Annotated in this window: 24 protein-coding genes; 20 read left to right on the forward strand and 4 right to left on the reverse strand. The window is 69.7% G+C overall.

Features of this window, described 5'->3' with window-relative positions:
• Window positions 1-10 precede the first annotated feature (10 nt).
• From LH076_RS03120 to tsaD, 10 genes are all read left to right on the forward strand, one after another.
• A complete protein-coding gene (locus LH076_RS03120) occupies window positions 11-1,177 on the forward strand; it encodes an ABC transporter substrate-binding protein (RefSeq protein ID WP_227782541.1) in 1,167 nt (388 codons plus the stop codon).
• Between the two features lie 4 nt (window positions 1,178-1,181).
• Complete coding sequence (locus tag LH076_RS03125) at window positions 1,182-2,477, forward strand: aspartate aminotransferase family protein (protein WP_227782542.1); 1,296 nt, start codon at window positions 1,182-1,184, stop codon at window positions 2,475-2,477.
• Window positions 2,478-2,500: 23 nt separating this feature from the next.
• Window positions 2,501-3,997: a CoA-acylating methylmalonate-semialdehyde dehydrogenase gene (locus tag LH076_RS03130; protein ID WP_227782543.1), complete on the forward strand. Its 1,497-nt coding sequence runs from the start codon at window positions 2,501-2,503 to the stop codon at window positions 3,995-3,997.
• Window positions 3,998-4,121: 124 nt separating this feature from the next.
• Complete coding sequence (locus tag LH076_RS03135) at window positions 4,122-5,537, forward strand: NAD(P)H-hydrate dehydratase (RefSeq protein WP_227782544.1); 1,416 nt, start codon at window positions 4,122-4,124, stop codon at window positions 5,535-5,537.
• A complete protein-coding gene (alr, locus tag LH076_RS03140; RefSeq protein ID WP_227782545.1) occupies window positions 5,534-6,688 on the forward strand; it encodes an alanine racemase in 1,155 nt (384 codons plus the stop codon). The genes LH076_RS03135 and alr overlap by 4 nt, the downstream gene beginning before the upstream one ends.
• On the forward strand, window positions 6,688-7,725 hold the full coding sequence (locus tag LH076_RS03145; RefSeq protein ID WP_227782546.1) for an alpha/beta fold hydrolase: 1,038 nt from the start codon (window positions 6,688-6,690) through the stop codon (window positions 7,723-7,725). Before alr ends, LH076_RS03145 begins: the two co-directional genes overlap by 1 nt.
• On the forward strand, window positions 7,722-8,684 hold the full coding sequence (gene tsaE / locus LH076_RS03150) for a tRNA (adenosine(37)-N6)-threonylcarbamoyltransferase complex ATPase subunit type 1 TsaE (protein WP_227782547.1): 963 nt from the start codon (window positions 7,722-7,724) through the stop codon (window positions 8,682-8,684). The genes LH076_RS03145 and tsaE overlap by 4 nt, the downstream gene beginning before the upstream one ends.
• On the forward strand, window positions 8,684-9,298 hold the full coding sequence (tsaB, locus tag LH076_RS03155) for a tRNA (adenosine(37)-N6)-threonylcarbamoyltransferase complex dimerization subunit type 1 TsaB (protein WP_227782548.1): 615 nt from the start codon (window positions 8,684-8,686) through the stop codon (window positions 9,296-9,298). The genes tsaE and tsaB overlap by 1 nt, the downstream gene beginning before the upstream one ends.
• Before the next feature lie 5 nt (window positions 9,299-9,303).
• Window positions 9,304-9,834, forward strand: coding sequence for a ribosomal protein S18-alanine N-acetyltransferase (rimI, locus tag LH076_RS03160; RefSeq protein ID WP_227782549.1), 531 nt, complete (start codon window positions 9,304-9,306; stop codon window positions 9,832-9,834).
• Window positions 9,827-10,870 (forward strand): tRNA (adenosine(37)-N6)-threonylcarbamoyltransferase complex transferase subunit TsaD, encoded by a 1,044-nt coding sequence (tsaD, locus tag LH076_RS03165; protein WP_227782550.1) that lies wholly within the window; start codon window positions 9,827-9,829, stop codon window positions 10,868-10,870. Before rimI ends, tsaD begins: the two co-directional genes overlap by 8 nt.
• 365 nt (window positions 10,871-11,235) lie before the next feature.
• Here the strand turns inward: tsaD and LH076_RS03170 are convergent, their stop codons facing one another.
• The 4 genes from LH076_RS03170 to LH076_RS03185 form a co-directional block, all read right to left on the reverse strand.
• Window positions 11,236-12,474 (reverse strand): hypothetical protein, encoded by a 1,239-nt coding sequence (locus LH076_RS03170; RefSeq protein WP_227782551.1) that lies wholly within the window; start codon window positions 12,472-12,474, stop codon window positions 11,236-11,238.
• On the reverse strand, window positions 12,471-12,968 hold the full coding sequence (locus tag LH076_RS03175) for a SigE family RNA polymerase sigma factor (RefSeq protein WP_227782552.1): 498 nt from the start codon (window positions 12,966-12,968) through the stop codon (window positions 12,471-12,473). Before LH076_RS03175 ends, LH076_RS03170 begins: the two co-directional genes overlap by 4 nt.
• Before the next feature lie 96 nt (window positions 12,969-13,064).
• Window positions 13,065-15,290 carry an MMPL family transporter gene (locus LH076_RS03180; RefSeq protein WP_227782553.1) on the reverse strand — a complete coding sequence of 742 codons (2,226 nt, stop codon included), beginning with the start codon at window positions 15,288-15,290 and terminating at the stop codon, window positions 13,065-13,067.
• Window positions 15,291-15,353: 63 nt separating this feature from the next.
• Window positions 15,354-16,574, reverse strand: a complete 1,221-nt coding sequence (locus LH076_RS03185; RefSeq protein ID WP_227782554.1) for a class I SAM-dependent methyltransferase — start codon at window positions 16,572-16,574, stop codon at window positions 15,354-15,356.
• 205 nt (window positions 16,575-16,779) lie between these two features.
• Between LH076_RS03185 and groES the strand changes: the two genes are divergently transcribed.
• The 10 genes from groES to LH076_RS03235 all read left to right on the forward strand — a co-directional run bounded on the left by groES (window position 16,780) and on the right by LH076_RS03235 (window position 25,606).
• Window positions 16,780-17,073, forward strand: a complete 294-nt coding sequence (groES, locus tag LH076_RS03190) for a co-chaperone GroES (protein WP_227782555.1) — start codon at window positions 16,780-16,782, stop codon at window positions 17,071-17,073.
• Complete coding sequence (gene groL / locus LH076_RS03195; protein ID WP_227782556.1) at window positions 17,073-18,701, forward strand: chaperonin GroEL; 1,629 nt, start codon at window positions 17,073-17,075, stop codon at window positions 18,699-18,701. Before groES ends, groL begins: the two co-directional genes overlap by 1 nt.
• Before the next feature lie 154 nt (window positions 18,702-18,855).
• On the forward strand, window positions 18,856-19,185 hold the full coding sequence (locus LH076_RS03200) for a hypothetical protein (RefSeq protein ID WP_227782557.1): 330 nt from the start codon (window positions 18,856-18,858) through the stop codon (window positions 19,183-19,185).
• Window positions 19,182-19,817, forward strand: a complete 636-nt coding sequence (locus LH076_RS03205) for an amino acid ABC transporter permease (protein WP_265333835.1) — start codon at window positions 19,182-19,184, stop codon at window positions 19,815-19,817. Before LH076_RS03200 ends, LH076_RS03205 begins: the two co-directional genes overlap by 4 nt.
• The gene (locus LH076_RS03210; protein ID WP_227782559.1) at window positions 19,814-20,581 is read left to right on the forward strand and encodes an amino acid ABC transporter ATP-binding protein; all 768 of its coding nucleotides are present in this window, start codon (window positions 19,814-19,816) and stop codon (window positions 20,579-20,581) included. Before LH076_RS03205 ends, LH076_RS03210 begins: the two co-directional genes overlap by 4 nt.
• Before the next feature lie 31 nt (window positions 20,582-20,612).
• Complete coding sequence (locus LH076_RS03215) at window positions 20,613-21,578, forward strand: transporter substrate-binding domain-containing protein (protein ID WP_227782560.1); 966 nt, start codon at window positions 20,613-20,615, stop codon at window positions 21,576-21,578.
• Between the two features lie 15 nt (window positions 21,579-21,593).
• On the forward strand, window positions 21,594-22,730 hold the full coding sequence (locus tag LH076_RS03220; protein ID WP_227782561.1) for an LLM class flavin-dependent oxidoreductase: 1,137 nt from the start codon (window positions 21,594-21,596) through the stop codon (window positions 22,728-22,730).
• Between the two features lie 51 nt (window positions 22,731-22,781).
• Entirely contained in the window at window positions 22,782-23,681 is a 900-nt protein-coding gene (locus LH076_RS03225) for a GNAT family N-acetyltransferase (protein WP_227782562.1), read from the forward strand.
• A gap of 38 nt (window positions 23,682-23,719) precedes the next feature.
• Window positions 23,720-25,228, forward strand: coding sequence for an IMP dehydrogenase (gene guaB / locus LH076_RS03230; protein ID WP_227782563.1), 1,509 nt, complete (start codon window positions 23,720-23,722; stop codon window positions 25,226-25,228).
• A 3-nt stretch (window positions 25,229-25,231) separates the two neighbouring features.
• On the forward strand, window positions 25,232-25,606 hold the full coding sequence (locus tag LH076_RS03235) for an RNA-binding S4 domain-containing protein (protein ID WP_227782564.1): 375 nt from the start codon (window positions 25,232-25,234) through the stop codon (window positions 25,604-25,606).

Here is a 25,606-nt window from a genome sequence, read left to right on the forward strand (position 1 = left end):
AGGAGAAGGAATGAAGTCCACGATCACCAAGGCGCTGGCGGGAGCTGCCGCGGCGGCACTGGCTGCGGTCACTCTGAGCGCCTGCGGCAGCTCGGACTCGGACGCCGACGCGAAGTCCTCCGACACCGCCGCGGCGTGCTCCACCATGACCCCGGTCAAGCTCCAGCTGCAGTGGAACAACCAGGCCCAGTTCGCCGGCTACTACGCCGCCGCGGACAAGGGCTACTACAAGGACGCCTGCCTGGACGTCACCCTCCTCGAGGGCGGCTCCGATGTCGTCCCGCAGAAGGTGCTCTCCGACGGTGGCGCCGACTTCGCCGTCTCGTGGGCGCCCAAGGTCCTCGGCGACATCGAGGGCGGCCTCAACATGGTCAACGTCGCGCAGATCTTCCAGCGCAGCGCGCCCCTGATCGTCTCGCTCAAGGAGAAGGGCATCACCACGCCCGCCGACCTCAAGGGCAAGAAGTGGGTCAACTGGGGCTACGGCAACCAGTGGGAGCTGCTTGCGATGCTGCAGGGGGCTGGCGGCCTCGCTCCGAAGGACACCGCCTACGAGGCCGAAGGAGACACCGCGGCGAACCTCTTCGACGACGGCTACGACGCCGTCACCGCGATGACCTACAACGAGCTCGCTGAGCTGCTCGAGACGAAGAACCCGAAGACCGGCAAGCTCTACACCGAGGACGACTTCAACATCCTCGACCCGAACAAGTACGACGCGAGCATGCTCGAGGACGACATCTGGGCGATGGGCGACAAGCTCTCCGACCCCGCCTTCGCGAAGACGACGCAGGCCTTCATCACGGCAAGCCTCAAGGGCTGGATCTACGTCCGGGACAACCCGACCGACGGCGCGGCCATGGCCGCGAAGTACGGCTCGCAGCACCCGGCCACCCACGAGCTCTGGATGATGAACGAGATCAACAAGCTGATCTGGCCCGCTCCGGCCGGCATCGGCACCGTCGACCCGGCCGCCTGGAAGCGCACCGTCGACGAGTCCATGAAGGTCATCGACCCCGCCTCGGGCAAGCCGCTGATCACGAAGGCGACCCCTGACTCGGTCATCAACCAGACGTTCGTGACCAAGGCCCTGAGCGACCTCAAGGCCGAGGGACTCGACGTCACCGGTGAGAGCTTCACGCCGGAGGACGTCACCCTGACCGAGGGTGGAGAATGACGGCATGACCAACGCTGAGACCCTGGCCCTCGACCCTGCCTACGTCTTCCACTCCTGGTCCGCGCAGGGGGCTCTCAAGCCCTTGGTGGTGTCGGGCGGCCAGGGCTCTCACGTCTGGGACGACGAGGGGCGCAAGCTCCTCGACTTCTCCTCCCAGCTGGTCAACGTCAACATCGGCTTCGGCCACCCTGCGGTGGTCGCCGCCATCCAGGAGCAGGCGGCCGCGTTGGCCACCGTCGCTCCGGCGACGGCCAACCACCAGCGCGGTCTCGCCGCGCAGAAGATCCTCTCGCGTGCACCGTCCGGGTTCGCGAAGGTCTTCTTCACCAACGGCGGCGCGGACGCCAACGAGAACGCCATCCGGATGGCTCGCCAGTTCACCGGCCGCAACAAGGTGCTCTCGACCTACCGCTCGTACCACGGCAACACCGGCTCCGCGATCGTCGCGACGGGTGACTGGCGTCGCCCGGCGGGCAACGAGTTCGCCCGTGACCACGTGCACTTCTTCGGCCCGTACCTCTACCGGTCGGAGTTCTGGGCCACCACGCCGGAGGAGGAGTCGGCCCGCGCGCTGCAGCACCTGCGCCGCGTGATCGAGTCTGAGGGCCCGGCCACGATCGCCGCGCTCCTCATCGAGTCGATCCCCGGCACCGCCGGCATCCTGATGCCGCCGCCGGGCTACCTCGCGGGCGTCCGCGCGCTCTGTGACGAGTTCGGGATCATCCTGATCACCGACGAGGTCATGGCGGGCTTCGGTCGCACGGGCGAGTGGCTGGCGCTGGACGCCTTCGGCTACACGCCCGACCTGATCACCTTCGCCAAGGGTGTGAACTCCGGCTACGTGCCGGTCGGCGGCGTGATGATCTCGGCCCCGATCTCGGAGTTCTTCGACGAGCGGGTCTTCCCGGGTGGGCTCACCTATTCCGGGCACCCGCTGGCGATGGCCTCGATCATCGCGGCGCTCGACGCCATGGCGACCGAGGGCATCGTCGCAAACGCCAAGCGGATCGGCTCCGACGTCATCGCGCCGGCGCTGGAGAAGATGGCGGCGACGTACGACGTCGTGGGGGAGGTCCGCGGCACCGGCGTCTTCCACGCCATCGAGCTCGTGGCCGACCGCTCGACCCGCGCGCCTCTGCCCGCCGCCGACATGGCTGGGCTCAAGGGGAAGCTCCTCGAGCGTGGCCTGCTGCCCTTCATCCAGGACAACCGCATCCACGTCGTCCCGCCCTGCGTCGTCACCGACGAGGAGGCCCACGAGGGCCTCGCGATCATCGACGACGTCCTCTCGACCCTCTGATCCGCATCTCCATAAGGAATCCCATGTCCCTCCCCACCGTCGACCACTACGTGGGCGGCCAGTTCATCCCCGGCACCGGCACCCGGACGGGCGACGTGTACGACCCCGCGCTCGGCCAGGTGACGAAGCAGGTCCGCTTCGCCACGGCCGCTGACGTGGACGCGGCCGTCGAGACCGCCAAGAAGGCCTTCGCGGACTGGTCGCAGGCTTCGGTCACCAAGCGCACGCAGGTGCTCTTCGCGTTCCGTGAGCTGCTCAACGCCCGCAAGGACGAGCTCGCGCAGATCCTCACCTCCGAGCACGGCAAGGTCCTCTCGGACGCGGCCGGCGAGATCGCCCGCGGCCTCGAGGTCGTGGAGTTCGCCTGCGGCATCGCGCACCTGCAGAAGGGCGCGATGTCAGACCAGGTCTCCACCGGTGTCGACGTCTACTCGGTCCGCCAGCCGCTCGGGGTCGTGGGCATCATCAGCCCCTTCAACTTCCCGGCGATGGTCCCGATGTGGTTCTTCCCCCTCGCCATCGCGACCGGCAACACGGTCGTCGTGAAGCCGTCGGAGAAGGACCCGTCGGCCTCCAACTGGATCGCCGGCCTCTGGGAGGAGGCCGGCCTGCCGGCGGGTGTCTACAACGTCATCCACGGTGACAAGGAGGCCGTCGACGCACTCCTCGTGAACCCGGATGTCGCCTCGATCTCCTTCGTCGGCTCCACGCCGATCGCGCAGTACGTCTACGAGACCGGCACCAAGCACGGCAAGCGCGTGCAGGCCCTCGGCGGCGCCAAGAACCACATGCTCGTCCTGCCCGACGCCGACCTCGACCTCGTCGCCGACTCGGCGATCAACGCCGGCTTCGGCTCCGCCGGTGAGCGCTGCATGGCGATCTCGGTCATCGTCGCGGTCGACGCGGTCGCGGACCCGCTGATCGAGAAGATCAAGGCCCGCATGGCTGCTCTCACCGTGGGTGACGGCCGCCGCGGTTGCGACATGGGCCCGCTGATCAGCCAGCAGCACCGCGACAAGGTCGCCTCCTACATCGACCTCGCGATCGTCGACGGGGCCGACGTGCTGGTGGACGGCCGCGGCGGCTCGGTCGACGGTGACGAGGGTGGCTTCTGGCTCAACCCCACGTTGATCGACCGCGTGCCGACGACCTCGAAGGTCTACACCGAGGAGATCTTCGGCCCGGTGCTGTCGGTCGTCCGCGTGTCCGGCTACGAGGAGGGCCTCGAGCTGATCAACTCCGGCGCCTTCGGCAACGGCACCGCGATCTTCACCAACGACGGCGGCGCCGCCCGCCGCTTCCAGCGCGAGGTGGAGGTCGGCATGGTCGGCATCAACGTCCCCATCCCCGTCCCGGTCGCCTACCACTCCTTCGGTGGCTGGAAGTCCTCGCTCTTCGGCGACACCAAGGCCTACGGCACCCACGGCATCGACTTCTTCACCCGCGAGAAGGCCATCACCCAGCGCTGGCTCGACCCGAGCCACGGGGGGATCAATCTCGGCTTCCCCCAGAACACCTGATCTGCGTCGACCGGCGGCGCGTTGGCTGCGTTGTCGTCGCTCGACGGCCCGCTTCGCTCTCAGGCCGCCTTCGCTCCTCCGCCTTGCCACCGCGCGCGCCGGACGACGCAGATAGCGTGGTGCTGTGAGATTCGCGCACACCGTGGAGCAGGTCCGGGCTGCTGAGGCTGCGCATCCGGACTTCGTAACGGGCGGGCTGATGCAGCGGGCGGCGCACGGGCTGGCCTCCGCTGTCATGGACTTCGTCGGCGGTGTCTACGGTCGCCGGGTCGTGCTGCTGGTCGGGTCCGGGGACAACGGTGGCGATGCCTTGTACGCCGGCGCGGTGCTCGCCCGACGAGGCGCCTCCGTCGAGGCGTGGTTGCTCGGCTCTGGCGCACACCGTGCGGGCTTGACGGCCCTGCGCGCAGCGGGTGGGCGCGTCGCCGAGCCACGTCCGCTGCGGGCGGGATCGGTGGATGTCGTCATCGACGGGATCGTGGGGATCGGTGGGCGGGCGGGCCTGCCGGCCCATGTGGCCGAGGCGGTCATCCCGATCAACCCGTCGATCCCGATCGTCGCGGTCGACGTGCCGAGCGGGGTGGGCGTCGACACCGGGGAGCTCTCGGGGATGGCGATCCGAGCAGATCTCACCGTGACGTTCGGGACGCACAAGGTCGCACACCTCGCCGACCCGGCCGCGGCGAACTGCGGAGTCGTCGAGCTGGTCGACCTCGGCCTCACCCTCCCCAGTGCAGAGGTCGAAGCCCTCCAGGCCGTTGACGTCGTGAAGCTCCTCCGCGCCCCGAGCGACAACGCCCAGAAGTACACCCGGGGCGTCGTCGGAGTCCGCGCCGGTTCCGAGACCTATCCCGGTGCGGCGCTCCTCGCGGTTGCCGGCGCCGACACCGGGCTGGCCGGCATGGTCCGCTACGTCGGCTCCGCCGCCGAGACGGTCAAAGAGCACCACCCCGAGGTCGTCGGTGCCGGCCGGGTGCAGGCTTGGGTCGTCGGACCTGGTGGAGGCGACGAGGCCGCAGCCCATTTGAAGGCCGCGGTCGCCGACGGCGTACCGACTGTCGTCGACGCCGACGCCCTGCCGCATGTCAGGAAACCCCCGACTCAGAGGCAGGAAAGCCCGGATTCGGCGGGAGGAAAGCACGGGTTCGTGCTGACGCCGCATGCGGGCGAGCTGGCACAGATGCTGGGGGCGGAGCGCGCAGAGATCGAGGCCCGACCGCTCCACTTCGCCCGGCAGGCGGCGGCGGCGTACGACGCCGTGGTGCTGCTCAAGGGCAGGCGCACGATCGTCGCCCGACCCGACGGACGGGTCCGGATCAACACGACCGGCACACCCTGGCTCGCCACGGCAGGAGCCGGCGACGTCCTCGCCGGACTCGTCGGAAGCCTGCTCGCGAGCGGCCTCACACCCTTCGATGCCGCGGGCGTGGGGGCATGGCTCCACGGCGCCGCGGCCACGAGCGCCAGCAGCGGCGGACCTCTCACCGCCACGAGGGTCGCGGAGGCGATTCCGGGCGTGGTGGGAGAATTGCTCTCATGACCAGCGCAGAGATCGTCGTCGACCTCGGCGCGATCCGGCACAACGTCCGCACCCTCCTGGCCCACACGGAGACGTCGGTCATGGCGGTGGTCAAGGCCGACGGCTACGGGCACGGCATGGTCGAGGTCGCCCGCGCGGCCCGCGAGGCCGGCGCCTCCTGGCTCGGCGTCGCGACCCTCCCCGAGGCAGTCGCTCTGCGCGATGCCGGTGATGAGGGTCGCCTGCTCTGCTGGCTCTCGACCCCGAGCGACAGCTTCGACGAGGTGCTCGCGCGTGACGTCGACGTCAGCGCCTACGACATCCCGACACTCGAGCGGATCCAGGCAGCGGCAGAGCGCACCGGCACGACGCCGCGCCTCCACCTGAAGGTCGACACCGGTCTCTCCCGCGGCGGCGCGATGCCCGCCGACTGGCACGCCCTCTTCACCCGCGTCAAGGCCGGTCACGACGCCGGCATGTGGCGCTTCACCGGCATCTTCAGCCACTTCGCCACGAGCGAGGAGCCCGACAACCCCAGCAACGACGCCCAGGAGAAGGTCTTCCGCGAGGCGCTCGACCTGCTCGCCGAGGTCGGCCTCCAGCCCGAGGTGCGTCACCTCGCCAACTCCGCGGCCGCCGTCACCCGGCCCAGTGCGCGGTTCGACCTCGTCCGATGCGGCATCGCGACGTACGGCCTCGACCCCGCACCCGGTGTCGACCACGGCCTCGACCTCCGCCCCGCGCTCTCGCTGCAGGCGGAGCTGGCGATGGTGAAGGAGCTCGAGGCAGGAGCCGCGGTGTCGTACGGCGGCCGGTGGGTCGCTCCGCATGCGACGGTCGTGGGCCTCGTCCCTGCCGGCTACGCCGAGGGAATCCCGCGGGCCAGCGCAGGCAGTGCCGAAGTCCTTGTCGCCGGTGCCCGGAGGCCGATGAGGGGGAGTGTGTGCATGGACCAGTTTGTGGTCGAGCTGGGTGTGGAATGCCGGGATCTGAAACCGGGCGAGCCGGTGCTGCTCCTGGGCCCGGGGACGCAGGGGGAGCCGACGGCGCAGGACTGGGCGGACGCCTCAGGGACGATCCACTACGAGATCGTCACCCGGCTGGGTGGCAGACTGACTCGGCGTTACGTGGACAGCAACACCGACAGCGGCACTGGCACGGGGGAGAACTGATGGGCGTGACCGCACGCATCGCCGGCGCCGTGGGCGCCGCCGCCGGCCTGGCCGCGGCCGGCGGGGCCGTCCGCGTCGCCCAGCGCCGGCGCACCATCTCGCGCCGTGCCGGCGAGGCAGCTCCCTTCGGTTCGCTGCATTCGCCGGCCCGGACCGTCGTCGCCGACGACGGGGTGCCGCTCCACGTCGAGGTCGACGAGGCCGACTCGGATCTGACGATCGTCTTCGTCCACGGCTACGCCCTCAATCTGGACTGCTGGCACTTCCAGCGCGCGGCCTACCGCGGTCTGGTCCGCACGGTCTTCTACGACCAGCGCTCCCACGGCCGCAGCGGCCGCGGCGAGATCAAGGAGGGGACGATCGACCAGCTCGGCCGCGACCTCAAGTCGGTGATCGATGCCGTCGTCCCGGACGGTCCGGTCGTGGTCGTGGGCCATTCGATGGGTGGCATGACGATCGTGGCGCTGGCCGAGCAGCTCCCCGAGCTGATCGGCACGAAGGTCACCGGTGCCGCCCTGATCTCCACGACCGCCGGCGGGCTCGACCCGTCACGTCTCTTCTTCCCGATGGTGCCGTCGCGGCTCAGCTCGAGCTTCACCGGTGGCGCGATCAGGACTCTCGCGCGCGGTCACCGGATGGTCGACGGCGTACGCCGCCTCGGCCGCGGGATCGCCACGGTCGCCACCGACACGTTCGCCTTCGGCGACGAGGTGCCGGCCTCCTACGTCGAGTTCGTCGACGACATGCTCTCGGCGACACCGTTCCAGGTCGTCGCGGAGTTCTTCCCCGGCTTCCGCGAGCTCGACAAGTTCGACTACGTCGCCAACCTCTCCGGCGTGCCGACGACGGTCATCTGCGGCACCGTCGACAGGCTCACCTCCATCGGGCACAGCCGCAAGCTGCACTCGCGCATCCCCGGCTCGACGCTCGTCGAGTGCCAGGGCGCCGGCCACATGGTCATCCTCGAGCGCCACGGCCAGGTCAACGCCGCCCTCGACCAGCTGCTGTCGTCGGCACGGGGTCGCGCGCACCGATGACCGAGACCCTCACCGGCCTCACCACCGAGCGGGTCGGCCCGGAGTCAGCGGCCGACGTTCTCGCCATCGTGCAGGCAGCCTTCAGCCAACGGCCGCCGATGGACCCGCCCGCCGACGCGCTCTCGGAGACGGTCGAGTCGATCGCCGCCAAGCTCTCCGCCCTGGGCGGGCTGATCGCGCGTCGCGACGGACAGCCCGTCGGCACGCTCATCCTCGACCCCGTGGACCAGACGGTCTTCATCCGTCGCTTCGCCGTGATGCCCGGGGAGCAGGGCCACGGCATCGCCCGCGCGATGGTCGACCGTGTCGCCGCCGCTGCTGGCGACCGCTTCCGTGACCTCGCCGTCATCGCGCGCGAGGAGCTGCCCCGCAACATCCTGTTCTGGGAGCGGCAGGGCTTCCGGGAGATCGCCCGGACGTCGCCGTACGTCGAGATGCGCCGCCCTCTCCACACGCATGTGGCCACGGTGTCGACGCCGGAGGCCATGCAGCACCTGGGGTCGCGCCTCGGTGCCGTCCTTGCCGCCGGTGACCTGCTCGTGCTCTCCGGCGAGCTCGGCGCGGGTAAGACGACCTTCACCCAAGGGCTCGCCGAGGGACTGGACGTGCGTGGGCCGATCACGTCGCCGACCTTCGTCATCGCCAGGATCCATCCTCCGTTGGGCTCCGGGCCGGAGCTCGTGCACGTCGACGCCTACCGGTTGGGCTCCATCGCGGAGCTCGACGACCTCGACCTCGACACCGATCTCGAGGACGCGGTGACGGTGGTCGAGTGGGGCGCCGGCCTGGCCGAGGGGCTCGCCGAGTCCCGGCTCGAGATCGCCCTCACCCGCGCCCTCGCGGCCGACGCGCTCGTCGACGCGAGGGAGGGTGAGGACCCGCGTCGCGTCGAGATCACGCCGATCGGCCCCCGTTGGCACGACGTCGACTGGGCCACGATCACGGCGGTGATCGACTGATGCTGCTCGCCTTCGACACCGCCACGCCGCAGGTGAGCGTCGCGCTCCACGACGGCACCTCAGTCGTGGCCGAGGAGGCCAGTGACCGGGCGATGAAGCACGGGGAGCAGCTCGCTCCGTTGATCTCCGCGGTTCTCGCTGCCGCTGGGGTGACGCCTGCTGAGCTGGCCCGTGTCGGTGTCGGCGTCGGGCCCGGGCCTTTCACCGGCCTGCGGGTCGGGCTCGTCACCGCCCGCACGTTGGGCTTCGCGCTCGACATCCCCGTCGACGGTGTCTGCTCGCTCGACGTCCTCGCGCTCGAGGCGGTGTCCACCGGCGCGGTGAACGGGCCCTTCCAGGTCGCCACGGACGCCCGCCGCAAGGAGGTCTACTTCGCCACCTACGGCCCCTCCGCCGACCGCTTCACCGGCCCGGTCGTCGACCACCCGGCCACACTGCACAGCCACGTCGTGACGGTCGGCGAGGGAGCTGCGCTGTATCCGGAGGCCTTCCCCGAGGCCGTCGGCCCGCAGCGCCCCTCGGCCGGCTGGCTGGCGCGCGGGTTGGTCGAGGGGCGTTTCGAGGTGGCCCCGCCCGAGCCGCTCTACCTCCGCCGTCCGGACGCGGAGAAGTGACTCCCGTGAGCAGTTCGCTCCTGAATGGCGAGAGCTGGTTCGAGATCAGGTCGGCCGAGCCGGCCGACGTCGAGGCGATCGCCGCCTCGGAGCTCGAGTCGTTCCCTGACGATGCTTGGACACCTGCCTATCTGGAGGCCGTCGTGGACGGGCAGATGCCCACCGTCCGCCTCCTGGCCCTCGAGGTCTCAGACGACCTCGCTGGCCACGCGATCATCTCCATCCTCTTCGAGGACGCCGAGCTCCAGCGGATCGCGGTCCTGCCGGCGTACCGGCGACGCGGCTTCGGGCGGCTGCTGCTGAACGCTGCCGAGGGGTTCAGCCAGTCGAAAGGTGCCGAGCGGCTGCTGTTGGAGGTGCGGGAGACGAACCAGGCCGCCCTCGCGCTCTACCGGGCGCAGGGCTATGTCGAGATCGACCGCCGCCTCGGTTACTACCGTGACGGCTCGACCGGGATCGTGCTCGAGAAGCGCCTGGAGCTGCCGCCAGCAACCGTGGGACTGGAGATCAGCGTGGAGGGCGAGATCGATGAGTGAGCCATTGGTCCTCGGGATCGAGACGTCGTGCGACGAGACGGGCGTCGGGATCGTGCGCGGGCACACGCTGCTGGCCGACGCGATCGCCAGCTCGGTCGAGCAGCACGCGCGCTTCGGAGGAGTGGTGCCGGAGGTCGCCTCGCGCGCTCACCTCGAGGCGATGGTCCCGACGATCCAGCGGGCCTGCTCGACCGCCGGCATCGCACTGCGTGACGTCGACGCGATCGCCGTGACGTCCGGACCCGGCCTGGCCGGCGCCCTCCTCGTCGGCGTCGCGGCCGCCAAGTCGCTGGCACTGGCCCTCGACAAGCCGATCTACGGCGTCAACCACCTCGCCGCGCACGTCGCGGTCGACCAGCTCGAGCACGGGGCGTTGCCCGAGCCGTCGATCGCCATGCTCGTCTCCGGCGGGCACTCGTCCCTGCTCAAGGTCACCGACCTCACGACCGGGGTCGAGCCGATGGGCGCCACGATCGACGACGCTGCCGGCGAGGCCTTCGACAAGGTGGCACGCCTGTTGGGACTGGGCTTCCCCGGTGGCCCGATCATCGACCGTACGGCGACCTCCGGGTCGTCCATCGCCATCGACTTCCCCCGCGGCCTGTCGACCCGGAAGGACCTCGAGCGACACCGCTTCGACTTCTCCTTCTCCGGCCTGAAGACCGCGGTCGCACGTTGGGTCGAGGCCCAGCAGCGCGCCGGTGCCGAGATCAACATCCCCGATGTGGCGGCGTCCTTCCAGGAGGCGGTCGTCGACATCCTCGTCCGCAAGGCGCTCGACGCCTGCCAGAGCCAAGGCGTCGAGGACCTCGTCATCGGCGGTGGGGTCGCGGCCAATTCGCGCCTTCGGGTCGTTGCCGAGGAGCGCGCCGCCAAGCTCGGCGTCCGCGTACGCGTCCCCCGCCCCGGCCTCTGCACCGACAACGGCGCCATGGTCGCCGCCCTCGGATCCGAGATGGTCGCCCGCGGCCGGACGCCGTCGCCGCTCGACCTACCCGCCGACTCCAGCCAGCCGATCGAGTCCGTGCTCGTCTGAGGCCTTGGCTTCGAGGCTCGCTTCGCTCGCGCCTCAACCAGCGGCGTTCGGCAGGCCCTCCACGCCAACCAGTGGCAGGGGTCAGCTGCGCTCGCGCGTCAGCCGGCTGGCGGGTGGCTCGGCGGCGGGCCGTCGGGCAGGCTCGCCTCCGCTGACCCGACTACGTCATCGGTCTCAACCGTGACCCACTCGGCCTGCAGTCGGTCACGGTTGTCACCGATGCGTCAGTCGGCCCGGATCACCCACGATCGGCGGTGGCTCCCAGCCTCCGCAGTGGGTCACGGTCGCAACCGATGACGTAGTCCTCCTAGGGCACGCCGCCCGCCGGCGTGAGCACCGCCCAGCCCGGCGAGGGCCACGGGAGCTCAGGGGAGGACGAGCGTCTTGTAGTCCTCCGGCTTCCCGGTCAGCACCCGCAACGGGACCATCTCCTGGGAGACCACGTCGTAGCGCATCAGCTTCCAGGTCACGCCGTCGTCGTAAAGCATCGCGAGGAGCAGGTGCGTGTCGTCCTCCCACGCGCTGTCCATGATCGTCGAGCCGTCGTCGCCGAGGCCACCGAGGTCGCTGCCTTGGCCGTCGAAGAGCAGCAGTCGTCGGGGTCCGAGACCGTCGCTCTCCACGGGCGTGCCCACCGCGTAGGCGCCGGACGGGGAGACGTCGAGGTTGCGCGCCGAGCATGTCCGCCACAGCTCCGAGCCGGCCTGGAGGTCGACGACGCCCGACCAGCGGACGATCCCGTCGGCCACGCACAGCGGATCGGCATCGGACGCAGGGAACTCATCCACGGACAGGGTTCCCGCGGCGACGGTGCCCGTCACGTCGTCGACGGACTCGAGGTGGGCGTCACCCGGCACGAGAGGGGTCCACCTCGGAGGCGAGTCGCTTCCCGCAACCGAGGCGAGAGTGCCGACGAGGCTCACTGTGTCGCCGCCGGACGCCGTTCCGGTGACGTTGACGAAGACCGTGCACACCCGGGGGCAGTCCTCGCCGGTGACCGCCACGACCTGAGCCCGGTCATCAGTGGTTCCCGACTTCACAGTTCCGAACCGGAGCGGGGCGGTCGCTGAGGCCGTCGACATCATGACGGCGTCGTTGTCGGGGTCGACCCACGCTGCGACCTTTCCGTCGGCCGAAGCGACCGCTGGAGCGGTGGCCGGAGAGGAGAGGTCTCCGATCGTCGTTGCGACGGTGTTCTGGCCATCCTTCGTCGTCGTCACGACCGGATGCCCGCCGACGAGTACGACGCCGGTGATCGGAGACCCCTTCGACGTGTACGAGAACCCGTCGGGCATGTGCAGCGTGCCGGACTCGACGTACGGGATCGTCGCCTCTTCCTGCATGTTCAGCGTCGCCTTGGCTGTGGGTGAAGGGCCGGTCGTGGCAGGGGCGACCGACTTCGTCGACGTCCCCGACAGCGTCACCGGCACCGCCACGGCCGCGACAGCCGCGACGACGGCCAGCGCGCCGACCCCCGCACAGGCCGTACGCCGCCGCCGGATGGATCGAGCACGGGACTGCACGTCGGACAGGGACAGCGGTGCCTCGTTCAAGGACGAACCGCGCAGCGCGAGCGTCTCCTGCAGCAGCTTCTCGGCGCTCATGACAGCTCCTCCAACAGGTCAGCGGGAACGCGCGCGCGCAAGGACGCGAGCGCACGGGACGCTTGGGACTTCACGGTCCCGACGGCGATCCCGAGGGTGTCGGCGATCTCGGACTCGGAGAGCCCTTCGTAGTAGCGGAGCACCACCACCGCGCGGGCCCGGGGAGCAAGCCCCTCGACGAGCTCCCAGACGAGGCGCTGCGTGTCGTCGTACAGGGGTGACGAGATCGTGCCGTCGGGCAGTTCGGACGCGGAGACCTCGCGCCGCCGCCACGCCCGCCGCCACAGCGAGGTGGTCTCGTTGGTCAACACCCGGCGGAGGAAGGCGTGCGGGTCGTCGACCCGGTCCCAGGCCAGGTAGAGCTTCGCGAGCGAGGTCTGCAGGATGTCCTCGGCCTCAGTCAGGTCGCCGGTCAGCAGCCAGGCGATCCGCAGCAGGGCGGGCTGGCGGGCGTGCAGGAAGTCGGTGAAGGCGGCATCGCGTGTCTGCCCCACTCTTCGCACTCCTGCGGTGGTCGAAACGTTCACACACCCTAGACGCGGACGGGGACCGGATGGTTGCATCCGGTCCCCGTCTGAGCTGGTGCCGCGTCAGTGAGTGGCGTGGTCCCTCTCAGGCGCTGCCTCATCGCCATGGCCGGGCCACCACGCGGCGTGCCCGACGAGAGCCGTGATCGCAGGGGTGAAGAAGAGAGCCATCACGAAGGCGGCCAGCGCGATGCCGAACGAGATCGCGAAACCCAGCGTCACCAGGAACGAGTTGCCACCGAACATCAGCGAGGCGAACGTCCCGGCGAGGATGAGGCCGGCCGCGGCGACGGTCGGGCCGGCGTGACGCACGGCCCAGGCGGCGGCCTCCCGAGGCCCCTTCCCCTCCTGCGCCTCCTCCCGCAGGCGGGTCACCATGAGGATGTTGTAGTCCGTGCCGAGGGCGACGACGAAGAGGTAGACGAGCAGCGGCAGCATGAAGATCAACCCGCTCTGACCGCCGATGTCCTGGAAGGTGAGCGTCGCGGCACCGAGGGTCGCAGCGAAGCCGAGGGCGACCGAGACCATCAGGTACCAGGGCGCCACCAGCGAGCGCAGCACCAGCATCAGGATCAGGATGGTGATGGCAGCGGCGACCGGGAAGACCACGAGGTAGTCCCGGTTCATCGCGGACTTGAAGTCGACGAACACGGCGGTGATGCCGGTGACCAGCGCCTCCGTGCCCTCCGGGGCGGCGGCGTCGACCTCCGGTCGCAGCGTGTCCTTGACGAACGCCAGCGCGGCATCGGAGGCGGGGTCGTTGTCGAGGTTCACGGTGACCGGCAGCGTGGGCGTCGACGGGATCTGGCTGAGGGCAGCTGCCGCATCGCCGCCGGTCGCCGCTGCGGCGCCGCCGAGGGAGATGCCCTTGATCTTCGAGATGGCGCCGTAGAACGACGTGATCTCCGCAGGAGTCAGCGGCTTGTCGTCCTTCGAGTGCAGCACGAGGATGGTCGGCGTCCCGGCGCCCGCCGAGAAGCCCCGGTCGACCTTGAGCGTGTCGACCTTCGCGGACTCGGTGCTCTGCGACGCGTTGGCGCTGGTGAGGTCGAAGGTCGGGTTGAACCCCAGAGCGAAGACGGCCAGGACGACGAGGACGCCGCCGCTGACCAGCGCGAAACGGGCCGGGTGCTTGCCGAGGGCATCACCGACACGGCCGAAGCCGGCCTCCTTGGGCTCGTTTCGCCACTTCTTCGACGGCCAGAACAGCGCTCGACCGAAGACGCTGGTGAGGGCAGGGACGAGCGTCAGGGCCGCGAGCACGGTGACGGCCACCGCGATCGCGAGGTTCGGCCCCATCGACTTGAACATGCCGAGGGTCGAGAGCGCGAGGGTCATGAACGCGATGAAGACGGCGCCACCGGCGGACGCGGTCGCCTCGCCGGCACGGGTGACGGCGTACTCGACGGCGGACCGGTGCTCGGCCACGCGTGCCGCGCGGTCGGTCGCCGCGACCCGGTGGCTCCGCATCCGCTCGCGGTAGCGGAAGAGGAAGAACAGGATGTAGTCGGTGCCGATGCCGAAGAGGACGATGTCGATGATGACGGCGGTGGAGTCGTCCTTCTGCAGCCCGAACAGCTTGGCGGCGTAGTTGTCGAGCCCCGCCGAGAGTGGTGCGAGGAAGAAGATCACGGTGATCAGCGGGAGCAGGGTGACCAGCACACTGCGGAAGATCACGCCGAGCAGGATGATGAGGAGCAGGACGGTCGCCAGGACGACGAGCTTCTCGGCATTGCCGCCGGACTGCGACTGGTCGTAGTTCTGCGCCAGCGTGCCGCCGACCTGTGCCCGCAGTCCGGTGCCCTCGGTCGCGTCGTCGAGGTCGCTGCGCAGCGTCTTGACCTGATCCATGTCGGACTGGTCCTGGCCCGTCACACCCGGCGCGAGATCCAGGGTGACCAGGCCCGCACGCTGCTTCCCGTCACCGGGAAGCTGGACGAGCGGCGTGGCGCCGCTCCCGTTCTTCTCCGCCGCGCCGAACGCAGAGCCGGGCTTGAGGCCCGCGGCGATCTGCTGGACCTTGGCGAGGTCGGCGGCGCTCAGCGCGCTGCCGTCCTCGTGGTCGAAGAGGATCGTCGCACCGCCCGAGGCGTTGGCCTCGTCGCCGAAGGCGTCGGCGATCAGCGAGTAGGCGCGGATCGAGTCGTACTTGTCGGGCAGGAAGTCGGCCTGGTCGGTCGTGGCCTTGATGGACGGGTGGAAGGCCGTGACGAGAACGGTGAGCACCACCCAGGCAGCGATGATGTACCAGGGGCGACGGCTGGCCAGACGGCCAAGTGCAGCGAACATGACCCTGAAACTACCGGGCCCCACCGACCACAAGCCGTGACATTCGGCATGGCCGGGCACGACTCAGGACGAAATCAGGGTCATCCCTGAGAAGGGCTTCACCAACAGGCAGCGACCTTCGCCGGCGATCCGCGTCATCACGATCGTGCCCTCGTTGGGACCGGTGAGCGAGAGGGAGCGCCGCAGCGCCTCCGGCACGATCGAGACGCCGCGCTTCTTGATCGTCAGTCGCCCGATCCCACGCTCACGCAGGGCCGCCTTCAGTGCACGCTCGCGATACGGCAGCTCCTCCAGCACCTGGTAACCCGTCGCGAACGGCGTGTGGAACGAGGCGTCGGAGGTGACGTAGGCGATGTGCTCGTCGAGCAGCCCGCCGTCCACGCCGGCCGCCACCGCCGTCACCAGACCGGCCCGGATCACCGCCCCGTCGGGCTCATAGAGGAAGTCCCCCAGAGGTCGTACGGCGTCAGCCCGCCCCTCCACGTCCTCGGGGTCGATCGGCGAGTCCTCCTCGGTGATCGTCGCCAGGCCGCCGTCACCGATCACGGTCGCCCGTCGGCGTACGGTGGCGAGACGTCCGGACCAGAGCGCGGCCTCCTTCACGTCACCGTGGTCGGAGACCCACTCGCCCTCGACCCCGGCAGGGATCAGGGAGTGGTCGATCCCGGGCGCGACCTTCACGCACGCGTCGCGGTTGAAGAGCGTCGACACCCAGTCCCATGGCGGCGTCCAGCCTTCCGTGGCGAGTTCGCGCCCGCGCGCTGCGTTGTTCCGACGCCGCGCCGGGTCGGCGAAGGCGACGTCGAAGGGGGAGTGGTCGACCGTGGTGGCGTCCGCCTGCTGGACGGCACCACCGAGCCCGAGCGCGGTGAGGTTGGCGGAGGCCACCGCCACGCGTTCGGGATCCAAGTCGACACCGGCCGCCGTGGTGCCGGCGTGCGACAGGGCGATCAGGTCACCGCCGATGCCGCAGCCCAGGTCGATGACCGACGCGGCGCCGAAGGCCTGCAGTCGCGCCGCGCGGTGCGTCGCGACCGAGAGCCGCGTCGCCTGTTCGAGTCCGTCGGACGTGAAGTACATCGAGTCCGCGAGAGCCCCGAACTTGGCGCGACCACGGGAGCGCAGCTCCACCTGCGACATCGCCGCGGCGACGTACGCCGGCTCACAGTCCTTGCGCAGGAGCGTCTGCGCCTGCAGCGGATCCATCCCCGACAGCGACGAAGCCCGGTCCAGCAGCGCCTGCCCAGAAGGAGTCAGCAGCCAGCCGAAGGCATCCAGATCCACGGACCGAACCTACCGGCGGAGACCCTGCGACCGCCGCTGCGCGGCGGTGGCTCAGTCGCTCGGCGCAAGCGCTCGAGCAAGCTCGGCGCTTGACCTCGCTCCCTCGCCTAGCACTCCTCTTGACCGAGTGCTAACGTCGGATTGGCACTCTCGCCATGAGTGTGCCAATCCCGGACGTGAAACACGCGCACGAAGGAGTCGACTCATGTCGATCAACATCAAGCCTCTCGAGGACCGCATCATCATCAAGCAGGTCGAGGCTGAGCAGACCACTGCGTCGGGTCTCGTGATCCCCGACACCGCCAAGGAGAAGCCGCAGGAGGGCGAGGTCCTCGCTGTCGGCCCCGGTCGCATCGACGACAACGGCAACCGCGTCCCGCTCGACGTCGCGGTCGGTGACAAGGTCATCTACAGCAAGTACGGCGGCACCGAGGTCAAGTACTCCGGCGAGGAGTACCTCATCCTCTCCGCCCGCGACATCCTCGCGGTGATCGGCTGATGCCGAAGATCCTCGAGTTCGACGAGAGCGCCCGCCGCTCTCTCGAGCGCGGCGTCGACGCCCTCGCCAACGCCGTCAAGGTGACGCTCGGCCCGAAGGGCCGCTACGTCGTCCTCGACAAGAAGTGGGGCGCCCCGACCATCACGAACGACGGTGTGACCGTCGCCCGTGAGGTCGAGCTCGACGACCCGTTCGAGAACCTCGGTGCGCAGCTCACCAAGGAGGTCGCGACCAAGACCAACGACGTCGCCGGCGACGGTACGACGACCGCGACCGTCCTGGCGCAGGCGCTGGTCCACGAGGGCCTCCGCGCTGTCGCGGCCGGCACCAACCCGATGGGCCTCAAGCGCGGCATGGACAAGGCCGCCGAGGCGGTCTCCGAGGCGCTGCTCAAGGCCGCCAAGCCGGTCAACGAGAAGTCCGAGATGGCGTCGGTCGCCACGATCTCGTCGCGCGACGAGCACATCGGCGAGCTCCTCGCCGAGGCGTTCGACAAGGTCGGCAAGGACGGCGTCATCACGGTCGAGGAGTCCTCGACCCCGACGACGGAGCTCGAGTTCACCGAGGGCATGCAGTTCGACAAGGGCTACATCTCGGCGTACTTCGTCTCCGACCCCGAGCGGATGGAGGCCGTCCTCGACGACCCGTACATCCTGCTCGTCCAGGGCAAGGTCTCCTCGATCCAGGAGCTCCTGCCGCTGCTGGAGAAGGTCATCCAGGCCGGCAAGCCGCTCTTCATCATCGCCGAGGACGTCGAGGGCGAGGCGCTCTCCACGCTCGTGGTCAACAAGATCAAGGGCACGTTCAACGCGGTGGCGGTCAAGGCTCCGGCGTTCGGTGACCGCCGCAAGGCGATCCTCGAGGACATCGCGATCCTCACCGGCGCCCAGGTCGTCGCCCCCGAGGTCGGCCTCAAGCTCGACCAGGTCGGCCTCGAGGTCCTCGGCTCTGCCCGCCGCATCGTCGTGTCGAAGGACAACACGACGATCGTCGACGGTGCCGGTGACGCCGCCGCGGTCAACGGCCGTGTCGCCCAGATCCAGGGCGAGATCGCCAACACCGACTCCGACTGGGACCGCGAGAAGCTCCAGGAGCGCCTCGCGAAGCTCGCCGGTGGTGTCTGCGTGATCAAGGTCGGTGCGCACACCGAGGTGGAGCTCAAGGAGAAGAAGCACCGCATCGAGGACGCCGTCTCCGCGACTCGCGCCGCGATCGAGGAGGGCATCGTCCAGGGTGGTGGCTCCGCGCTCATCCAGGCCGTCTCCGTCCTCGACGACGACCTCGGCCTGACCGGTGAGGAGGCCATCGGCGTCCGCATCGTCAAGAAGGCCGCCGTCGAGCCGCTGCGCTGGATCGCCGAGAACGGTGGCGAGAACGGCTACGTCGTGACGAGCAAGGTCGCCGAGGGTTCCGACACCGCCGGCTTCGGCTACAACGCCGCGACCGGCGAGTACGGCGACCTCATCGCCCAGGGCGTCATCGACCCGGTCAAGGTCACGCGCTCCGCGCTGATCAACGCCGTCTCGATCGCCGGCCTGCTGCTCACCACCGAGACCCTCGTGGTGGACAAGCCCGAGGAGGAGGAGCCCGCCCCCGCCGGTGGGCACGGTCACGGCCACGGCCACTGATCGACCTGCTCGACAGAACGAACCGGATGCCGGCCCCTCGGGGCCGGCATCCGGCATTTCGGCGCCCGACCGGTTCGGTCTCGCGATGCGGACATGCACGTCAGGTTCCGGATGAAGTCCATAGGATTACTGGACAATCTCGGAAGGAGGACGCATGTCGACCACGACAGGCGAGCCGACAGCCCTGCACGTCAGCCCGGGTGATGACGACCTCATCGCCGCGCGTCTGGTCAGCAGGCGCCGCCCCGGCCAGTGGATCTCCGCCGCCGTGGTCCTGCTCCTCGTGGGCGGGGCGCTCTGGTCGGTCGTGACCAACCCACGTTTCCAGTGGGACGTCGTCGGCCACTTCCTGCTCCGCCCCTCGATCCTCGACGGGCTGTGGCTGACGTTGTGGCTGACGGCCGCCACCGTGGTCGTCGGCTACATCCTCGGCGTCGGGCTGGCCGCCATGCGGCTGTCGGGAACCCGGTCCTGGCCACCGTGAGCTTCGGCTACGTCTGGCTCTTCCGCTCCGTCCCGCCGCTGGTCCAGCTGCTCTTCTGGTTCCAGCTCGCGTCGCTCTACCCGACGCTCTCGCTCAGCATCCCCGGGGTGAAGACCTTCGCGAGCGTCGACACCGCGCACCTCTTCACCGGGCTCACCGCCGCCTTCGTCGGACTGACCTTCGACATCGCCGCCTTCTCCGCCGAGATCATCCGCGGCGGCCTGATCTCGGTCGACCACGGCCAGACCGAGGCGGCGAAGTCCCTGGGCCTCGGTCGCCGGCGGATCTTCTGGCGGATCGTCTTCCCGCAGGCCATGCCGGCGATCATCCCGGCGAGCGGCAACATGATCATCGGCATCGCCAAGGCGACCTCGATCGTCAGCGTCATCGCGGTGCAGGACCTGCTCTACTCCGTCCAGCTGATCTACAACCAGAACTACCTGATCATCCCGCTCCTGATCGTCGCGACGATCTGGTACATCGTCATCACCACCGTCCTGTCGATCGGGCAGTACTACATCGAGCGCCACTTCGCCCGCGGCAAGGGCGGCGACGCCGGCTCCGGCCTCTGGCGCTCGACCTGGCGGCGGCTCTCGCCCCTCGGCCGCACCGAGCTCGGGGGCCTTGCATGAGTAAGCCGCCACCACTGGTCCGCATCCGCAACCTGGGCAAGCACTTCGGGGTGCATCGCGTCCTGGAGGGCATCGACCTGGACGTGGCGCGCGGCTCGGTCACCGTCCTGCTGGGTCCGTCGGGCTCGGGCAAGTCCACGCTGCTGCGCTGCATCAACCACCTCGAGCGCCCGGACCACGGCTTCATCGAGGTCGGCGGGAAGCTGATCGGCTTCCGGCGCGACGGTCGGCACCTGCGCGAGCTGCCCGAGCGTGAGATCACCCGGCAGCGCGCCCGGATCGGCATGGTCTTCCAGCAGTTCAACCTCTTCCCGCACCGCACCGCGTTGGAGAACATCGTCGAGGGACAGCTGGCTGCCGGCGTACGGCGCAAGGAGGCGGAGGCCCGGGGGAGCGAGCTGCTCGCGCGGGTCGGCCTCGCCGGCCGTGAGGGCGCCTACCCGCGTCAGCTGTCGGGCGGACAGCAGCAGCGCGTGGCGATCGCCCGTGCGGTCGCGGTGTCGCCGGACCTCATCCTCTTCGACGAGCCGACCAGCGCGTTGGATCCCGAGATGGTCGGCGAGGTGCTCGCGGTCATCAAGGACCTCGCCCGCGACGGCCTCACGATGATCGTCGTCACCCACGAGATCGGCTTCGCCCGGGAGGTAGCCGACCAGGTCGTCTTCCTCGACGGCGGCCGCATCGTCGAGTCAGGACCGCCGGCCGCGGTCCTCGCGGCCCCCCAGAACGAGCGCGCTCGCGCGTTCCTGTCCGCGGTCCTGTGACCCGGTCATCCATGGAATCGAAAGGAACACCGTGAAGATCACCACGCCGGTCGCGCCGCTCCTCGGGCTGGCCCTCGCCGCCACCCTCGCCCTCAGCGGATGCGGCAACAGCACCGACGCGCTCTCCGCCGCGGACAAGGAGGTCGGAGGTACGACGACCACCAAGCAGGACGCGATCCCGACCCAGGACGTCGTCTCCTCGATCCAGACCGACAAGGCCCTGCACGACCGCCTGCCCGCCGAGATCAAGTCCTCGGGCACGCTGTCCCTCGGCACGACCGAGGCGACCGGCACCTCCTTCCTCCCACACGGCGGCACCGACGACGCCGGCAAGCAGATCGGCCTCGACGTCGACATCCGCGACGCCGTCGCGAAACTCCTCGGCGTGAAGCTCGACGTGCAGTTCGGCAGCTTCGAGACGATCGTGCCGGGCACGCAGAACGGCAAGTACAACGTGGGTGAGGGCAACTTCGCCGTCACCTCGGAGCGGCTCAAGGTCGTCGACTACGCGACCTACCTCAAGGACGGCCAGTCCTTCGTCGCTCCGGCGAGCTCGGACCTCACGAAGGTCTCCGACATCACCGACGTCTGCGGGAAGTCCATCGCCACCAGCCCCGGCTCGAGCTTCCAGCAGATCCTCGAGTCCAACGCGTCCACGTGCGCCGCAGCGGGCAAGGAGCCCTACAAGGTCTCCTACTACAAGGACGGCGCGACCATCCTGCTCAGCCTGCAGAACGGCAAGGCCGACCTCTACTTCGGCCCGACCCTGAGCCTGAAGTATCTCGTCGACCACCAGTCGAACCTGAAGTACCTCGGCGAGCTCAGCCTCACCGACGTCGGCTTCGTCGTCGCCAAGGGCAGTCCGTTGGCCCCGATCCTCGTTGACGCCGTCAACGAGCTCATCGAGACCGGCGACTACGACAAGATCTTCGACAAGTGGAGCGTGGGCGACATCAAGCTCGCGAAGTCCGAGTTCAACCCCAAGCCGGCGTTCTGAGGCCGGGGTCCGACGGTGAGGTTCCAGCTCCTCGACATCCTGCCGCACTTCGTGAACCCGGTGACGGGGCGCGAGGTCAGCACCGATGAGCGACTCAACCAGGCCCTGACGGCGGCCCGCTACGCCGAGCAGTTCGGGCTCGACGCGGTGGCGATCGGTGAGCGGCATGCGGGCCACGTCATCTCCAGCGGCGTGACGGTCCTGCTCGGTGCCATCGCGGCGACGACGAGCCGGGTCCGGATCCAGTCCGGTGTCGCGGTGCTCTCCATCCTCGACCCGCTCCGGGTCGCGGAGGACTACGCCACCGTCGACCAGCTCTCACGCGGCCGGGTCGAGGTGGTGATCGGCAAGGGGAACGAGCTCAAGCAGCTGCCGATGTTCGGCATCGAGGCGGGCACCCAGTGGGACGCGTTGGCGGAAAAGTACGAGCTGCTCCGCCGGTTGTGGCGCGAAGAGGCCGTCTCCTGGTCGGGCTCCTTCCGCCCGCCGCTCGACGGTGTCACCTCCCAGCCGCGGCCGTACGCCGGCGCTCCCCGCGTCTGGCACGGCTCAGCCACCACGACGACCTCCGCGAGCCTGGCCGCACGGTGGGGTGATCCGCTCTTCAGCGCCAATGCCATCCAGCCTCGGGACAACTACACGGTCCTCGTCGACCAGTACCGCCGCGAGTACCTCGAGCACGGGCACGACCCGCGGTTCGCGTACGTCGGCGCCGGGGCCGGCTTCCTCTACGTCGCCGACACGACGCAGGAGGCCAAGGAGGCCTTCGGGCCGACGTACGAGCGGATCGTGGAGTTCTTCAACCAGCCCGGCAACCACACGCCCGGCAACGAGTTCACCTTCGGCTCCATCGAGGACGCCATCGAGCGGGGGCCGGTCCTCGTCGGCTCGCCCGCCCAGGTGACGGAGAAGATCCTGTGGTTCCACGAGGCCTTCGGCCACGACCTCCAGTCGTTCAGCCTCCCGACCGTGCTGCCGCACGAGCAGCAGCTGCACATGCTCGAGCGGCTCGCCTCGGAGGTGATCCCGGTCGTCCGCCAGGCCGCGCCCACGACGCTGTGGACCGACGAGGACCCGTACGGCGGCCGCCCCGCGGCCTACGGGCGAACGGTGGCCGACGCGGCCGCGGAGGTGGAGAAGTCGCGCGCCTGAGGCTCCCTTCGACGCAACATGCCCGCAACCTCCCGGTGCGAGGATGCGGGCATGTCGCTGTGGAGAGTGCGTGGGACGCTTCCCGACCAGCCGGGAACGCTGGCTGCGCTGGCGAACGCCTTCGGTGCGGCGGGGGTCAACATCCTTGCCCTGCAAGTCTTCCCGGGGCTGGACGAGGTCACCGACGAGATCGTCGTGCGTGCGCCCGACGGTGCCGACATCGAGGGCATCATGGCCACCGCGGGTGCGACCGACGTCGTCATCCAGGCCTGCACCGAGGCGGCGCTGACCGACCAGCCGACGCTCTACGTCGAGGCCGCGCGCACGATCCTGCAGCGGCCGACCTCGTTCCCCGAGGTGGTCGCTCGGCTCTTCGACGCCGAGCCCGACCCGGTCGACGGGAAGATCCAGGAGTTCGCCGAGTTCACCGTCGGGGACGTCCAGGTCTCGGTGCACCGCACCGCGCCGTTCACCGACACCGAGCAGGCGCGCGGTGAGGCCATCGCCGGTCTGGTGAGCGACGTGATGGCGCGCACGAAGGCGACGGCCGCCATGCTCGGCGGCTCCGGTGGTCGCCGGATCGGCGGCGGGATGACGCCGGAGTACGTCGTCGAGGAGTCCGGCGTCGCGGCGGTCGTCGACGACACGATCGTGGGCCAGGCGCAGATCCTCGCCGCCACGACGAACGAGGACGGTGACGTCGTACGGGCCGTGGACCTGCACGTCGACCCGGCGTGGCAGCGCCGCGGCATCGGCACCCGGCTGCTGACGGACTCCTCGCGGCTGGCGCACGGCCTCGGCGCCGACGAGATCCTGCTGACCACCCGGGCGGACAACCAGGCTGTGCTGCCGATGGTGCTCGCCGCGGGCCTGCGCGGCCGGATCCGGATGGCCGGTGACGACCTCACCGTCCGGGTGCCGGTCCGGGATCTGAAACCGCTCGACCGCTGAATTCGGAGCGGCCCGGAGGGTCGCCGTAGAATCTCGCCATGGAGATCAACGACGTCCCAGCGAAGTTCGCCACTTTGGGTTTGACCTACGACGACGTCCTCCTCCTGCCGGGGTACTCGGATCTCGCCCCTGACGAGATCGACACGACCTCGCGCCTCACGCGCGAGATCTCCCTCAAGGTGCCGCTCGTGAGCGCGGCGATGGACACCGTCACCGAGGCCCGCCTCGCGATCGCGATGGCCCGCCAGGGCGGCATCGGCGTCCTCCACCGCAACCTCTCCATCGAGGACCAGGCCCGCCAGGTCGACCTGGTCAAGCGCACCCAGACGGGCATCATCTCCAACCCCGTCACCATCACAGCCGACCGCACCCTCGAGCAGCTCGACCAGCTCGCGGGGGAGTACCGCATCTCCGGCTTCCCGGTCGTCGACGCCGACAACACGCTGATCGGCATGATCACCAACCGCGACCTGCGCTTCACGCCGGTCGCCGAGTGGGCCACCACCAAGGTCGACGAGGTCATGACCCACGCCCCGCTGATCACCGGCCACGCCGGCATCAGCCGCGAGGACGCCACCGCCCTGCTGCGCCAGCACAAGCTCGAGCGCCTTCCGCTCGTCGACACCGACGGCAAGCTCGCCGGCCTGATCACGGTCAAGGACTTCGTGAAGTCCGAGCAGTTTCCGCTCGCCTCCAAGGACGCCGACGGCCGCCTGATGGTCGGCGCCGCGATCGGCTACTTCGGTGACGCGTGGGAGCGCGCCACCACCCTGATCGAGGCGGGTGTCGACGTACTCGTCGCGGACACGGCGCACGGCAACGTCCGGATGCTCATCGACATGGTCCACCGGCTCAAGACCGACCCCGCGACCAAGCACGTGCAGGTGATCGGCGGCAACGTCGCCACCCGTGAGGGTGCTCAGTCGTTCGTCGACGCAGGCGCCGACGCGATCAAGGTCGGCGTGGGCCCGGGCTCGATCTGCACCACCCGTGTCGTGACCGGTGTCGGCGTGCCGCAGATCAGCGCCGTCTACGAGGCCAGCCTCGCCGCCCGCCCTGCCGGCATCCCGGTCATCGCCGACGGCGGACTGCGCTACTCCGGCGAGATCGGCAAGGCCATCGTCGCGGGCGCCGACACCGTCATGCTCGGCTCGATGCTCGCCGGCACCGAGGAGACGCCCGGCGACACGATCCTGATCAACGGCAAGCAGTACAAGGCCTATCGCGGCATGGGCTCCATGGGCGCCATGAGCTCGCGCGGCAAGAAGTCCTACTCCAAGGACCGCTACTTCCAGGCCGAGGTCACGAGCGACGACATGATCGTTCCCGAGGGCGTGGAGGGCCAGGTGCCGTTCAAGGGCAACCTCGCCACGGTCGTGCACCAGCTCGTCGGCGGCCTGCACCAGACGATGTTCTACGTGGGCGCGCGCACGGTGCCCGAGCTGCAGGAGAAGGGCCGCTTCATGCGGATCACCTCCGCCTCGCTCAAGGAATCGCACCCGCACGACGTCCAGGTGACCGTCGAGGCGCCCAACTACCACTCGTAGTCCATGACGCGCGTCGACCAGTGGGTGTGGGCCGTGCGGCTCGCGCCGTCACGGTCGCAGGCCACTGCGGGCGCCAAGGCCGGTCACATCCGGATCAACGGCGAGCGCGCCAAGCCCTCCCAGACGGTCAAGGTCGGCGACGAGGTCCGGGTCTACAACGTCCACGAGAAGCGCGAGCACATCGTGATCGTGCGTGAGCTCCTCGCCAAGAGGGTCGGCGCTCCGATCGCCGTCCTGGCGTACGACGACCGCACCCCCGCCCTCCCGCCGAAGCCCGAGCGCGTGCTCACCCCCTTCGAGCGTGAGCGCGGCATGGGCCGCCCGACGAAGCGTGACCGGCGACTTCTGGATCGGCTCCGCTCCGGCGAGTTCGACTGA

It is taken from the genome of Nocardioides sp. Kera G14 (genome assembly GCF_020715565.1).
Lineage (GTDB): Bacteria > Actinomycetota > Actinomycetes > Propionibacteriales > Nocardioidaceae > Nocardioides.

Coding starts and splice junctions, on each gene's coding strand:
- tsaB (WP_227782548.1), top strand. CDS start 8,684: ATGCTGCTCGCCTTCGACACCGCCACGCCGCAGGTGAGCGTCGCGCTC.
- LH076_RS03170 (WP_227782551.1), bottom strand. CDS start 12,474: ATGAGCGCCGAGAAGCTGCTGCAGGAGACGCTCGCGCTGCGCGGTTCG.
- groL (WP_227782556.1), top strand. CDS start 17,073: ATGCCGAAGATCCTCGAGTTCGACGAGAGCGCCCGCCGCTCTCTCGAG.
- LH076_RS03145 (WP_227782546.1), top strand. CDS start 6,688: ATGGGCGTGACCGCACGCATCGCCGGCGCCGTGGGCGCCGCCGCCGGC.
- alr (WP_227782545.1), top strand. CDS start 5,534: ATGACCAGCGCAGAGATCGTCGTCGACCTCGGCGCGATCCGGCACAAC.
- LH076_RS03180 (WP_227782553.1), bottom strand. CDS start 15,290: ATGTTCGCTGCACTTGGCCGTCTGGCCAGCCGTCGCCCCTGGTACATC.
- tsaE (WP_227782547.1), top strand. CDS start 7,722: ATGACCGAGACCCTCACCGGCCTCACCACCGAGCGGGTCGGCCCGGAG.
- LH076_RS03225 (WP_227782562.1), top strand. CDS start 22,782: ATGTCGCTGTGGAGAGTGCGTGGGACGCTTCCCGACCAGCCGGGAACG.
- groES (WP_227782555.1), top strand. CDS start 16,780: ATGTCGATCAACATCAAGCCTCTCGAGGACCGCATCATCATCAAGCAG.
- LH076_RS03200 (WP_227782557.1), top strand. CDS start 18,856: ATGTCGACCACGACAGGCGAGCCGACAGCCCTGCACGTCAGCCCGGGT.
- LH076_RS03120 (WP_227782541.1), top strand. CDS start 11: ATGAAGTCCACGATCACCAAGGCGCTGGCGGGAGCTGCCGCGGCGGCA.
- guaB (WP_227782563.1), top strand. CDS start 23,720: ATGGAGATCAACGACGTCCCAGCGAAGTTCGCCACTTTGGGTTTGACC.
- tsaD (WP_227782550.1), top strand. CDS start 9,827: ATGAGTGAGCCATTGGTCCTCGGGATCGAGACGTCGTGCGACGAGACG.
- LH076_RS03235 (WP_227782564.1), top strand. CDS start 25,232: ATGACGCGCGTCGACCAGTGGGTGTGGGCCGTGCGGCTCGCGCCGTCA.
- LH076_RS03130 (WP_227782543.1), top strand. CDS start 2,501: ATGTCCCTCCCCACCGTCGACCACTACGTGGGCGGCCAGTTCATCCCC.
- LH076_RS03125 (WP_227782542.1), top strand. CDS start 1,182: ATGACCAACGCTGAGACCCTGGCCCTCGACCCTGCCTACGTCTTCCAC.
- LH076_RS03210 (WP_227782559.1), top strand. CDS start 19,814: ATGAGTAAGCCGCCACCACTGGTCCGCATCCGCAACCTGGGCAAGCAC.